Source organism: Mucilaginibacter ginsenosidivorax, assembly GCF_007971525.1.
Taxonomy (GTDB): Bacteria; Bacteroidota; Bacteroidia; order Sphingobacteriales; family Sphingobacteriaceae; genus Mucilaginibacter; species Mucilaginibacter ginsenosidivorax.
Genome location: NZ_CP042437.1, coordinates 1,262,642 through 1,277,585, shown reverse-complemented (window position 1 = coordinate 1,277,585; position 14,944 = coordinate 1,262,642). Strand labels below are relative to the sequence as shown.

The following is a 14,944-nucleotide window of genomic DNA, read 5'->3' as shown; positions in this document are numbered from 1 at the left end:
AATTATATTATTTTTTCATGAACTTGGCTTTTCCTAATGAATTGCCGCCTTTATCTTTTAGCTCAACTACGTAAACACCCGGCTTAAATTGCGAAACATTCTCGCTAAAAGCACTGCTATCGGCCGTTTTTTGCAACACCATCATACCTGTAACATCATAAATAGTTAATTTATAGGTTGATGCCGCTGTATTTGTTTTTCCGTAGGTTACATTAACATTAATCTTTTCTACAGTAGGGTTGGGGTACAAGCTAAACAGGCTTGCATTGCCGCTATTATCGTAATAAACACTAACCGGTGCCGAATAGGTAATATTGCCAAACAGGTCTACCTGTTTTAAACGGTACACATTATTACCGGTATTTGGTGTTTTATCGGTGTATTTATAAATGGTGCCGCCATCACTTTGTGTTTGATAAACCGGCGAAAAGTCGGTTCCGTTACTTTGTTGTTTTTCCAGCGTGAAGAAATAGTTTGAGCCCTCGTTGTACGTTCTCCAGGTTACCAGTACGCCATCTGTGGCCTTTTGAGCAGTAAATGTTGCCAACTGGTATCTGGCGCCCGGAAGCTGCTGGATGGAAAGCTCGAAGCGGTTGGCGCCAAAGGTATTGGTATCGCTTTTTAGCACATTGAAAGCGTATGACTTGTAGCGGCCGATATCGGTAGAATCCTTTTTAAAATGATCAAGCAATGTTATCTTATAGTTATTGGTGTCAATATTGCGGATGCCTTCCATTCTTAAAGTATACATACCATTGGTTTTACCATCGGCATACAGCTTAATTTTTAACCCTTTCCGGTAGTCAGGGAAGTGTTTCACTGCCGACCGGATCCCATCTGCCGATAAACTGGACATGTAAACCTGTGGTCCGGCCCCGTCAAGATCCCGTGCGTCGCCATCCTGGAAGTTTGCTCCCCACTTTTGACCAAAGTAAATACCGCAATAATCATAGGTAAGGCTGTCCTTTTCCATTTTCATGTACAGGCCGGTAAGGCTGTCTCGCTGTACGCTGTTGGGGCTGAGGGCATTAAAGCTTAAGCCCATATTTAGGCCGCCATTGCTTGCTAAGACCGGTTTTTGCGGCCCGGCCATAATAAGGGAAGTTCCTGTAAGCTGAACCGAAGGCGCTTTTTCCGATTCACTGAACGTTAGTACGCCGTTATTGCCGGCCGAACTTTTAACATGTACCATAAAACCTTCGCCGCTTAACGCGTAGCCCTGGCCGCCGGTTCCGGTAGGTGCCGAGGTGCCCGCAGCTGTGTACACAGTATAAGTTTGATTAGGGCTGTTTTTGGCCGATAGGATATAAATATTATCTATCCCGGTAGCTGCTGAAGCGTTGTCGGCCAATACTTTACTTAAATCAATTGTTGATGCATAAGGGTTGCCCACCAGGTTATAACCCGGTAACGCCGTTGCTGAATTTGATAATTTGTTTGCGCCGCCGGCAGGTGTATACCATAAGTTTACAGTAAAGCCCTGCTGATTTAGATAACCTGTCGCGCTCATGGTTGCATCTGCCGGTGTTATGGATGTGGAGCCGCTTGTACGGCTGCTTGGGCCTACAAAGTACATGATAAAGCCATTGCCGATAGGTACCGCTTTTGTAGTAGTGCCGTCGGTAAGGTCAATCACACTGTTGCCTCCGGATGTGTAAATATTATTAACACCAATGTGCTTACCCGATGTAAAGGTTTTATTATCAATTTTAAGCGGTTCTTTGTACAAATAGATGGTTGGGTTGGCGTTTGAAATGGTAAAGCCATTTGTACTGCCATTCAATCCGGCAGTCATAGCGCCTGCATAGGTAACACCGTTGTAAGTGTGGCTGCCCATATAATTCATAGCAAAAGTGTTGGTTGATGCTATGGTGGCACTTGTTTGATTAACAGGCGACGATAATACCCGGTAGCCCCTGTTTGATAAAGAGTTACCCCCGGTTAAAAAACGTTCTACCGCAACCTGGCCAGTGATTTTGCAGGCCGCCGGAATCACGGCAACAGCTGCCGATTGCGAAGCCGTACTTTTTAATGTCAATAATCCATTGCTGGCATTGTCAATAACCAGGTTGCCCTGTGTCATGGTTAACAAATTGTATACATCTACCGGCCCGCTTTTGATTGTAATTGTGCCCGATGCCGAGTTATTTACCGTCATGTTGCCCAACACGGCGGTGTTGGTATTATTGGTGCCGGTATAGGATTGTGCCGCCAGCGATCCGTTCCAGTTAATTGACGATGCCATATTGCTCGCGTTAAGTATCCCTGTGCCGCCGGTGGTTGTATTGTTGTAAATATTACATCCAACACTCAAAATATGACCATTTAAATTAAGCGATGCGCCATTGGCAATGGTAAGGCCATAAATCCCCTCATCGGCAGTTAAAGCCGGGTAATTACCTGTAGCTACAACCGGAACCACAAAAGATGTTTTGCTGTTAAATACGGGTGCCTGGCCTATGTCCCAGTTAGTTGCTGCGGTTGGGTCGGTACTGGCGGTACCTGTCCATGTATATACAAGGGCACCAGTGAGTGCCGAAGCGTTGGTTGGATAAGCAGAAACAGAACCACTGTAATTTGTAAAAGTTGTAGGATTTGATTGATTGTAATATTCCGCTTTTATCCAATCGGCCGATTTTGCAACGTTTGAGATGCGCACTTCATCCATATAACCGTTGTAAAAATTGGTCGCACTGGTAGTACTAAGGTAATCAACCCCTAATGAAATTACGTTACCGGCTTCAGGGGCATACCCGGTTACTGTGGTAGCCGAAGCCGTTCCGTTAACAAAATTTATAAACTTGGTGCCATCAAACTCGCCCTGAATATAAGTCCACGTTCCCGACGATACAGCGCCGGTTTGCAAAAGATTGCCGGGCACGGGATTGGCCGTTGTTCGTGTTTCTGTTTCAATTTTTCCCGATTTAACGCTTATTTTGTAGCCATGGCCATAGTTCAACTCGTCGGATATTATCTTGTTGTCGCTTGTATTTGTTCCGTTATATAACACCCATGCCGATAGTGTGAATTTGCCGGTAATGTCGGGATTTGTGCCGGCGCTTTGAATGATTTTACTGCTTGTACCATTAAAACTATAGCCTCCGCCAACAACCGGTATGCCGGCTGCTACGTGAATCTCATCGTTGCTTATGGTTGTATTTGATTGGGTTAGGTTTCGCCCATTGCTTGTTGCATCCAATACGGTAGCCGTGGCAGATCCTTCGCTAAAATGGTAAACTGCCAGGTAATCGCTTGACCATGTGGATGTGGCAAACGCCGCGGTGTGGGTAGGGGTAGCCGACCCAAAGTAAAATGTAAGGCTGGTATTTGTTGATGTTAAGGAGGTTATTCTTACCCAGGCTAACAATATTCCGTTAACCTGATCGTAGGTGTCAATCTGGTAATTCAATTCGGTAGTGCTGCCTGCAAGCGTAAAAGCAAAATCGTAGTTTGTACCTGCCGCAAGCCCACCGCCGTTGCCACTGGGGAATTGCACTTTATCGCCACAGGCATTGCCTGTTTTTAGCGCATCATCCTGTATATAAACCAGCGCGGGGAAATTTGTAAGGGTTGATGATATGCCACCTGTAATTGATGATGTGTTTAACACAATTGGCTTGCTGAAACCATAGCCGGCCAGTGCGGCACTGTAAACAACGGTTTGCGTTGATGTTGAGCTGCAGCCTGCGGTATTGGTTACCGTTAGCGTAATAGTTTTGGTGCCGGTAGTACTCCAGGTAACCGAAAAAGGGCCGCTTCCTGTTCCGGTTGCCGGTGTGCCGCCGCCAAAATCCCAGGTGAAAGTTGACGTTGCGGGGTCGGTACCCGTATAGGTAATGGTGGATGTCCCGGAACCAAACACTGGCGAAGTAGCTGTAAATGCCGATGATACCGCGGTAAGTAAGGTTGGTGTATATGTGGCTGTCGAACTGCAGCCACCGGGCCCACCGGTTACGGTGAGCGAATAGGTGCCGGCTACGGCACTGGCAAATGTTGGGTTTTGGCCGGTTTTTGTAGCGCCTGAAGGATCTGTCCAGGTGTAAGTAGCCCCGGTGATGGTAGGGGCGTAAATGGTAAGTGCACTACCTGCGCAAACCGGTGCATAGGCGCCTATTTGATTAATGTCATTAGATGCTGTAATTTCTGCCGATGTTAACACGCGACTGTACACAGCGATGTCATCAAGTTTACCGGTAAAATAAGGGTTGGCCGGTGCAGATGGCCAGATACCGAGGTTATCATAACCAATACGCCAGTATCCGGTAGTGTTTTCGGGCGTAGTCATCGTAGCATCAGAAGCTTGCAAGCTGCCATCTACATATAAAAACGATCCGCTTGAACCAACAGTCACAATAACATGGTGCCAGTTGCCATCGCTATAACTTGTAGTTGTATTTATGGTAGCATAACTGCCTACCCATATCCCAAAATATAGCTGCCCGGCACTATTCATGTAAATATGGCGGTCATATTGGAAATTTAAGCCTGTGGCATTCGCGCCAAAGCCAAATAACCTTCCACCAGGAACTGTGGTGTTAAACCATAAGCTAATAGTGAACGTAGATGGATTTACGTATGATTTTGCGGTTGAAACGTACTGTGTACTGCCGTTAAAGTTATAAGCCGTATTGGCAGCGCCATACCTGTCTGTTGTGAGGGTTGGGCTTGCCTGTAAAGTTCCGTTGTTGCTGTTACCAGATACGTCATTGGCATTGCCTTCAAACGGATAAGATAGCATAGCCCCGCTGTAAGGCGATGAAACTTCAGGATAAATAGTTGCTGTTACGGGCGTGCGCGACGTTTCTATGCCACCGGTGGTATATGAAACATAAAATGTTTTTGTGGTTACAATAGTGGGCGTGTACGTGGCAGATGTGGTACTCTGTAAAGCTGTGCCGCCGGAGGATGCCGCATACCAGTTATAAGTTCCGCCCGACGGGAACCCGCCAGATGCAGTTAAGGTGACCGCACCAGCACCACAAGCTGAGCCGTTGGTAACCGACGGGGGGCCTGAATTTACCGTTATATTTACCACTGTACTGCCGCTGCCACCTGTATTGTAGGCTGTAATAGTATAGTTGGTTGAAGCTGATGTGGCTGTGGGGGTGCCGGTAATTTGGCCTGTTGTTGTACTGAAACTCAAACCTGCGGGCAAAGTGGCGCTGATAGAATAGCTGGTAGCTAACGATTCTTTTATCGTATTGGTGCCATAGTCGGCCTCAAACAGGTTACCATTGGAGTCGAATGCTGCCTGACGGGGGCTGTTTAACCCTGTTGATAGTATACTGGTAACGGTACCGGTACTGCTAATGCGTTTGATGGCATTGTTGCCGTAATCGGCCACGTATATATTGCCATACGCATCTTCACCTAAATGCCTCGGACCGTTAAAGCCGGTTGCAAATGTGGTTTTGGTGGTTGATCCGTTGGCAACTTTAATTACATTGTTTTGCGTTTGCTGCGAAACGTATGTGTTACCAGATGCGTCGATAATTATTCCATATGCTGATGTGAAACCAGATAAAAAGGTGCTTGTTGCAGCTGTACCTGCGGCAATTTTAATGATTTTACCCGAACCACTATCGGCCACATATGCATTATTTGATGCATCAAACGCAATTCCCAAAGGGCTACTGAAACCGGTTATTGTATTCAATAACGTTCCTGTTGAACTATATTTTAAAACAACATTGTTTAAATAACAAGAAACATATATGTTACCTGATCCATCTACCGCTACCTCTGATGTTTGAAAGTATGGCGTATTAATAAAAAGGGTATTTGTACCGGCTGAGTTATATTTATATACATAGCCATTGTTAAAATCGGTAGTAAAAACATTATTTGAACCATCAATGAAAACGCTGTAGGCACTGTTTGCACTTACAAATGTAGAAACAGCACCGTAATTAGCAGGGGATACCGCCCCGCCCGAAGTTGTGGGAGAAAGTGTTGTAATTGTGGTGCCTACAGTGTAAACATTTGTTGAGGGCGAATAAGTAATGCCTGGCGCGGTTTGTGCCAGGAGTTGTATTGCCGGCAATGTCAGGACTATTAAAAAGATGTATAAACGTTTCAACTTATTGGGGGTAAAATTAACTTAGAACATCTCTGGGAGGTTTTTCCTTTAAGAAAATCTGTGTTTTTTTACGATAATGAAGTTGACTTTGTTTTGTATTTCCTAAAAAAATATCGAGAAAGTAGAATGCTATTTATCCCGACTTTGTTTTCTGTACTTACAGGTATTTATCAGAATTGTAATCGGTTGAAGATCAGTATAAAACACAGGTATACCCGGCCATGTTTTTTAAAAGAAATTTAACTTCCTTTTTCAAAGCAAGATGATTATTGATTGTTTGCTGTCCGGGCGTAAAATCAAAAACACGCGGATTAGCACCGTAAACATTTTTTTGAGCGTGCAATGCCCCGGAAAGTCAACAGGCAGGGTGCTGAAATGCGGATGCGCCTTTTGGGGCACACAGAAATTATGATATCAAAAGCCAGATATAAAACCGGCGTTTGGTAAAAAAGTATTTAAGATTGAAATGCTTTTTGTTTGCGGTGCAAATATACCGCAGCGTATACACCAGCTATAATTACAAGCGCCATTATCCAGGTATCAAGGGGACATGCTGAATTAAAAGGATCGGCGTCGTTACAAGGCAACTCGCCCTGGGCGTGGCCAATTACAGGTGCTGTTATGAAAAGAAACGTAGCTAATAAACTATAAACGTATTTTAACCCACTCTTACAAATCTTCATCAATATTTCTATTATTATTTTTTTACAAACTTAGCTTTTCCCAACGAATTTCCGCCATTTTCTGTTAATTCAACAATATAAACACCTGGTTTAAACTGCGAAACGTTTTCGCACCAGCTACTGTTAGCTGATGATCTTTGTGTCACCAATGTTCCTGTCGCATCATAAATGTTTAATTTATAGCTTCCGGTTGTTGCTGATGATGTTTTGCCGAAGGTTACGTTTACATTAATAGTTTCGGCAGTGGGGTTGGGATAAAGGGTAAACATATTGGCATTACCACTTTTGTCGTAGTAAATATTAACAGGGGCCGAATAAGTGATGTTACCAAATAAATCAACCTGTTTTAAGCGGTAAATGTTATTGCCCGAGTTTGGTGTTTTATCCGTATACTTATAAATTGTGCCGCCATTGCTTTGCAACTGATAAATTGGCGAGTAATTGGTGCCGTTTTCCTCTTGTTTTTCAAGTGTGAAGAAGTAATTACTGCCCTCATTATAAGCACGCCAGGTAAGTAAAATGCCGTCTGTAGCTTTTTGAGCGGTAAAACTTGCCAATTGATAGGCTGATGTGGGTAATTGCCTGATGGATAGCGCAAACCGGTTGGCGCCAAAAGTATTGGTATCGCTTTTTAAAATGTTGAAAGCGTAGGATTTGTAACGGCCGATATCTAACGAGTCTTTCTTAAAATGATCAAGCAGGGTTATTTTGTAATTTACGGTATCAATATTTTGAATGCCTTCAATTTTTAAATTATATAAACCATCGGCTTTGCCATCGGCATAAAGCTTTATAAGCGCACCCTTTTTATAATCGGGAAAGTGTTTAACTGCCGATCGTATACCATCTGACGAATAACTCGACATATAAACCCTCGGGCCGGCTCCATCAAGATCAAGAGCATCACCGTCATGGAATTTGGCATCCCATTGATCATTGAAATAGATACCGCAATAGTCATAAACTGAACTGTCTTTTTCCATTTTCATGAAAAAACCGGTTAACCCATCCTGTATAGATTGGATAGTTGGGTTTCCGCTGACCGGAAATAGTTCATTAAAACTTCTGCTGGTATTAATATCATTGATAGTAAGAATTGGCCTTTGTGGTGCCGATAAAATGGACGAAGTTCCTGTGAGCTGAATGAGCGGTGCTTTTTCGCTTTCTTTAAACGTAAGCGAACCTGCAGTTCCCGCTGATGACTTTACGTGCACCATGAATCCTTCGCCGCTTGCAGCGTAACCGCGGCCCCCGGTGCCCAGCGGGGCCGATGTGCCGGATGCGGTGTAAGCAGTATAAACCTGGTTTGGGCTATTTTTGGCCGATAAAAGGTAAATGTTATCAATGCCGGTACTGCTGTTATTGTCAGATAAAACTGTGGCCAGGTTTATGGTGCAGGGGTAAGGGTTGCCTACCATGTTATAGCCCGGAGATGACGGGGCCGTATTGCCAAGCTTTCCTACTCCGCCGTTAGGGCTGTACCACAAATTAACAGTTATATCCCCCTGGTTAATGTAACCCCCGGCAGTTAAGGTGGCATCAGCGGGAGGTGTTGAGGTTGATCCATCGGAGCGGCTGCTTGGTCCTACAAAATACATCAGGAACCCGTTGGCTACCGGTAATGACTGGCCCGGCGACGCCCCTGTTTGGGTATTGGTAAGATCGATAGTGCTGGTTGTACCCGATGCGCTTGTGGTATTGGTTGTGGTGATTTTTGTTACTGCAACATTTTTGCCTGATGTAAAAAGGGAATTATTATTATTTAGGTTTTCGCGATACACATAAATAGTTGGATTGGTATTGCTAAAACTAAAACCATTTGCAGGCGAGGTGCCCGGGCCGGCTGTAAATGCACCAGCGTAGGTAGCATTACGGTATACGTGGCTATTAAGATAATCTAATCCAACTGTATTTGATGTACTCGAAGTGGACTGCGATTGATTAACAGGCGACGAAAGCAGCCTGTATCCGCGATTGGTTGAAAGGCCGCCACCTGTTAAAAAACGTTCCACATTAAACAAGCCGGTAAATACGGTGCTTGAGCCTATAGTGCCTATGGATGCCGAACCATTTGCATCGGATTGAAGTGTAAATGTGGGGTAAACATTGCTAACACCGTTATTGGTATTGGTAATAACCCCATTAGTAGTAGATGTGGGGTAAATAATTGAAGTAGAACCCACATAAAACTTACCAACAAGAGTACCGCTAATATCATTCGTAATTTTAGGTTGGCTGCCATTTAACGTAACGATACATGATGAGCCGGAAGTTCCTGCATAAAAGGTACCGTAATTATTGATAGTACCGCTTGAACTAAGGCTGGATATATTTAACGTTGAACCGTTATTTGCTGTAAAAGTACCGTAGTTAGTTAATATAATGCTGCCATCAAATGTGCATTGCGTATTGTTAAAGGTCATGGTACCATTGGTGCCGGTAGTTGTGCTACTATATTGGTTGGTAATGTTACTTGGATTGCCGGTTTGCGCTATAGTGCAAGATGTGGCATTAAAAGCAGCACCGGTATTGGTAATACTCGATCCGGCAACCAGGGTAAACTTTGTAGATGTGGCATTAAAGGTACTGCCGGTGTTGTTGTTAATATTAGTGGGGTTGCCTGTCATGGTTACAAACGATGTGTTAGACGTTGTAATTGTGCCGGCATTAGTTAAATAAGCCCCGGCCCCGATAGTTGCTGTTGATGCGTTTAGCGAGAAACTGCTGCCTGAAGTAGTATTGTTGATAAATGATGGGCTTCCGGTTAAATTGAAATTTGATGATGATATCCCCGTAATAGACCCTGAATTGGTAATATCAGCACCACCCGTAAAATTAAAGGTGGATGCCGAAAGATCTATAGAGCCTGTATTGGTGATGTGATTGGGGTTACCTGTATTAATAGTTGATGAGCTATTTATATTCCAGTCGCCTGCATTTGAAATAGTTGTTCCTCCGGCGAAGGTTGCAGTGGATGCACTCATATTGACGATGCCCGTTGAACTGTTTGTAAAAGTAGTAGGGTTACCGGTATTAAAATTGGATGTTGTATTTAAATTAAAAGTTCCGGAGTTGGTAAAAGTTCCGGTGCCACCCACTAATGATAATGTAGCTGTATTTAAAGTTAAGGTGCCACTGTTTGTAATAAAGCCGCCAGGGTTGGAAGTGCCTATAGCCGAAGTACAAGAGTTTGCTATAATTGTACCGGCGTTTAGGAGGTTAATACGGGCTGCCAGGGAGATTGAAGATGATGCCCCCTGCAAAGTAATTTGCCCGGTACTGTTGTTAGTAATTGCCGTAATAGCCGAGCTACCCGGATCCTGGGTATTGATACTGCAATTGGTAAATTTTAATATACCGTTATTTACCAAAAATGCTGTGTACGGATTGCTTGAACTTACCGTTAAGTTAGCAGTGAAGTTTACAGTGTTACCCGATGAAACAGTAAGCGTAGACTGCGAGCCATTGGTGCTCTGCGTATACAATTGCGAACTTGACGATACGGTTGTGCTGCCTGTGCCACCCCACGTTAAAGTGTTATTGGAGTGTACCTGAACCCCGCCGGATGTTATTGTATTACCAGTGGCGTTGGTGGTAAACACCGCAGTTGCCGTGTTGTTAACATTAAGTTGGCCGTTAAGTGTCAAAACACCGTTAAATGTACCCGTTCCGCTAAGATCCATTGAGCCCGCAGTTGTAGAAACGGTGGAAGTGGTGCTGAAAGTGGTGCCTTTATTAACAACTATATTGGCCGTGCCGGCTACAGATCCGTTCCCGGTAAAGTTAAGAGAGCCTGTGGTGGTTCCGGTTCCAACGTTAATTGCAGAACTAACCGTTAAAGTTGGATTGAAAAAAAAGGTAACAAAATTTATATTAACGGTCCTGGTATTGCTGGCCGTGAGCGTATTTATCGATTGGATAAAATCTCCGTAGGTAATTGTTATCGTTACGTCGGTATTGATTATGGCAATATCCGAAGTGCCTAAAAGCCCGGGATAGGTGCCAAATGTTCCGCCAGACCAATTGCTTGCTGTTGTCCAATTGCCGGTAGATCCGCCTGCCCATGTGTACGTGGCTGCATTAGCATTTGTAATATCAAACGTCATTACAAAAAACAAAAGGCAAAAAAGCAATCTCATTTTCAACCAGAAATTAATTAAATAAGGTTTATATGCGTACACAGATAGGTTTTATTACGATAAAAATACCTAAACTTATTGTAAACAAAACATTTACGCAAATAAAAAAAAAGAAAGTTTCCTTACAGTTTTTATTGTGTGTTTAAAAATTGCTTGAAAAGAAAAATTGAGCAAAAACGGCTGCCTGCAGAGATTTTTTGCATGATATGGCCAGGTTAAAATTTTGCAGCGAAGCAATTTCTTGTTGTATTAACGGTAATTTTCTCCGTTTAAACCGGCTGCAATAAAATACAGCCACCTGCAACAATTGCCATTGTAATTCAAAAATGAAATAATTATGCCGGGTTAAATTAATCGGGATTAGTTAAAGTAAATGGCCATTTGCTTCGTGTGAACCAGTAATACCGGCAATTGTAAATGGTTGCCCCAGGCGTTGGGGTTATTTACAGCTGCCGTGGTGTTTACCAAAACCTACTATTATTACTGCTTTAAAAACTTAGCTTTCCCTAACGAACTACCTTGGTTGTCTTTTAACTCTACAATGTATACGCCAGGTTTAAATTCTGAAACGTTTTGACTGAATGAACTGTTGTCGGCTGTTTTTTGGCTTATCAACGAGCCTGTTACATCATAAATGTTTAATTTATAGCTCCCTGTTGCCGCCGATGATGTTTTACCATAAGTTACATTTACATTAATAGTCTCTGTAGTAGGATTAGGGTACAAGGTGAACATACTGGCGTTGCCGCTTTTATCGTAATAAATGCTAACAAGGGCCGAGTAGGTGATGTTACCAAACAGGTCTACCTGTTTTAGGCGGTAAATATTGTTGCCAGTATTTGGTGTTTTATCCGTGTATTTATAAATGGTGCCGCCATTGCTTTGTATTTGATACAAAGAGGCATAGTCGGTGCCATTCGCCTGTTGTTTTTCAAGGGTATAAAAGTAATTGTCTCCCTCGTTATAAGCCCGCCAGGTAAGCAGCACACCGTCTGTTGCCTTTTGTGCCGTGAAACTTGCCAGCTGATACCTGGCGCCGGCCGGTAATTGATGGACAGAAAGCTCAAACCGGTTGGCGCCGAAAGTATTGGTGTCGCTTTTTAAGATGTTGAAAGCATAGGATTTGTAACGCCCAATGTCTAACGAATCTTTTTTAAAGTGATCAAGCAGGGTTATTTTGTAATTGCTGGTGTCAATATTACGTATGCCTTCAATTTTTAAGTTGTATAAGCCATCGGCTCTCCCATTAGCATAAAGCTTAATGCTAACGCCTTTTTTATAATCAGGAAAGTGCTTTACGGATGCATTCACTCCATCAGATGAAAGGCTTGACACTAACACGCTTGAGCTGCTTGCATCCAACTCCGCCGCGTCTAAGTTTTCGTTATAGATGCTTTGCCAATCGCTTCTAAAATAAACGCCGCAATAATCATATGTAAGGCTGTCTTTTTCAATTTTTACATATAAACCGGTAAGCGGGTTACCTTGCGCGTCTAACTCTTTAACAGATGCAGTTTGAGGACTAAATGCCGCTGCAGTACTTTTAAAAGATTTGCCCGCGCCATCAAGCGTTAACGTTTGCGCTTTAGGCGACGACATAAGCAGGTTGCTGCCGGTAAGTTGTTGGCTAGCAACTTTATCTGTTTCTTTAAATGTTAATGAGTTGCCGCCGCTTGTTGTACGTACCAGGAAACCTTCGCCACTTAAGGCGTAACCAATACCAGGCGCCGATGTTCCGTTTGCAGTGTAAGCATAATAGGCCTGGCCGGGGCTATTGGTTTTATTTAGTAAATAAGCGGTACTTATATTGGAGTTATGGCCCAGCACGGTAGCTATATTAATGGTGCTGGGATAAGGGTTGCCCACCATATTATAACCCGCACCGCCGGTTAAGGTACTTAACGAGTAAGATAGCTGGCCTGTACTTGCATTTGACGAGCCGTTTTTTGGGGTATACCATAACGCAACCGTAACATCGCCCTGGTTAATGTAACCTACATTGGTAATATAACAATCCAACGGGCTGCCTGTAGTGCCATCGGTACGGCTATTGGGGCCAACATAATAAAGTATATAACCGTTACCAACCGGCATGCTTACAGCACCAACTCCATTTAGGGTAACTGTGCTGGCACCAATGGCTGTAACTCCTACGTGTTTGCCTGAATTAAAAGAGGTGTTACTTACGGCTCTCGTTTCGTTATAAAAATAAATAGTTGAATTGGTATTGGCATAACTAAACCCGCTTGAGTTGCCACTTGGCCCGGCAGTAAATGCGCCGGGATAGCTGGAATTGGCAGTTGTACTGCTGTAAACCGTGTAGCTGTTTTTTAATGTATTTAAGCTGATATAATTGGTATAAGTAGTGCTGGTAGAGTAAGGATTTGTAATGTTAGTGGGCGATGAAAAGATTCTGTATCCGCGGTTGGTTGCCAGGTTGCCGCCGCTTACAAAACGTTGAACATTATAGGTGCCCGCAATTGCCGGCGTATTGTTGGTATTGGAGAGTATTTGATCAAAAGCAGCCGAACCCAAAGCATCGGACATTAAAGTGAAAAATGAGTAAGCATTGTTGGTATTGGTTACCGTAGGTTGGTAACCTCCAGAAATACTTATAATGGAGGTTGACCCAAGGTTAAAGTAAGCAGCTTGTGACGAACTGCCGGTATTGGTAACAAAACAAGCCTGTGCGCTTAATGTAATTAAACAAGGCGAGCCCGAAGTGCCGGCATTAAAAACTCCGGTATTGGTTAATCCATCCTGATAGGATGCCAGGTTGATATACGATGTAGAATCGGCTGTAAACGTACCACTGTTGGTTATATTCATGGAGTTGTTGCCGCCGGTGCCAAGGTTAAAGGTAGTGCCCCTGGCTTTTACAACCGAGGTGGAACCTGAGTTTTGAAAATATGAACCAGAACCCTGCAGGTTATAAGTTGATCCATGGTCAGTATAAGTGCTTGTATTAGAGATATAAGAGTTGGACGTAGTCATGTTAAATACACAGGCCGACTGGGTAGTTAATGTACCCGTGTTTTGAATGTAGTTGCCATTATTAAATGAAAACGTTGTGCCTGTTGCTTTTAAAGTTGCCGAGTTGTTTATATAAGCGCCGGATCCATATAAGTTAACAGTACTTGCATTTGCTGTAAACACGCCCGACCCTGAATTAATAAGGCGCCCGCCATTATTGCTTAACCTTAAGGTAGATGAGGATGATAAATTAACCGTATTTGTATTAGTGAAAATTGAAGGCCCGCCCGAAAGATCAAAATACCCGCTGCTTAAAATGTTAACAGTACCGCTATTGGTTAGATCGCTTGATGAGGAAAACTGGCCTGATGTACAGGTAATTGTACCCGAGTTATTTGTGGCTGCACTTGTACTGATTAAGGCACTTGCCCCATTTATATTAATAGTGCCGCTATTATTTATGGTATTTGAAATGGTAAATGTTGCATTGTTTAAGTTGAGTGTACCTGCATTGGAGAACGCGGGTGGATTATTAAAAGTTACAGCAGTACCCGATGGAAAATTAACAATTGCGTTTGCGCCTATAACAAACCCGGATAGATATTGAAAGCCAACCGAGCTGCCCACATTAACCGTTCCGGGGCCACTAAAGGTAAGCCCGCTTGAAGTAAAAACCGGCTGGGCTGTGCTTATACCAGTCACGTTAAGTGTAGGATTTCCGGTAAAAGTAACGGTTAAATTATAAGTTCCGTAAAAAGGAGTTTGTAAAGAGCTTATGGTTATTGTGCTGGTGAGATTGATTGTTACATTGCTGGTCCAGATTTGTGCAACATCACTTGTGCCGCTGCTTCCCGGATAGTTGCTGACACTATTTGTAGTGATATTAAACCAATTGTTAGCAGTTGTCCAGTTAGTTGTTCCCGCGTTGCCGGTCCAAAAGTACGAAGCTGCTGTTACAGGTTTACTAAATAATAAAATGAACGATAAGATAACTCCAAAAAGTATTCGTGTTTTCAAATAAGTACTAATAAAATAGGGGTATACAAAAACAATATTAAGCGAATTTAATC

General features: G+C 43.3%; 4 protein-coding genes. All 4 read right to left on the bottom strand.

The window, feature by feature from the left end:
- Positions 1-7 precede the first annotated feature (7 nt).
- Positions 8-6,079, bottom strand: coding sequence for a LamG-like jellyroll fold domain-containing protein (locus FSB76_RS05130; protein WP_147052507.1), 6,072 nt, complete (start codon positions 6,077-6,079; stop codon positions 8-10).
- 455 nt (positions 6,080-6,534) lie between these two features.
- The gene (locus FSB76_RS05125; protein ID WP_147052506.1) at positions 6,535-6,762 is read right to left on the bottom strand and encodes a hypothetical protein; all 228 of its coding nucleotides are present in this window, start codon (positions 6,760-6,762) and stop codon (positions 6,535-6,537) included.
- 14 nt (positions 6,763-6,776) lie between these two features.
- A complete protein-coding gene (locus tag FSB76_RS05120; RefSeq protein ID WP_147052505.1) occupies positions 6,777-10,901 on the bottom strand; it encodes a T9SS type A sorting domain-containing protein in 4,125 nt (1,374 codons plus the stop codon).
- Between the two features lie 480 nt (positions 10,902-11,381).
- The gene (locus FSB76_RS05115) at positions 11,382-14,891 is read right to left on the bottom strand and encodes a T9SS type A sorting domain-containing protein (RefSeq protein ID WP_147052504.1); all 3,510 of its coding nucleotides are present in this window, start codon (positions 14,889-14,891) and stop codon (positions 11,382-11,384) included.
- Positions 14,892-14,944 lie beyond the last annotated feature (53 nt).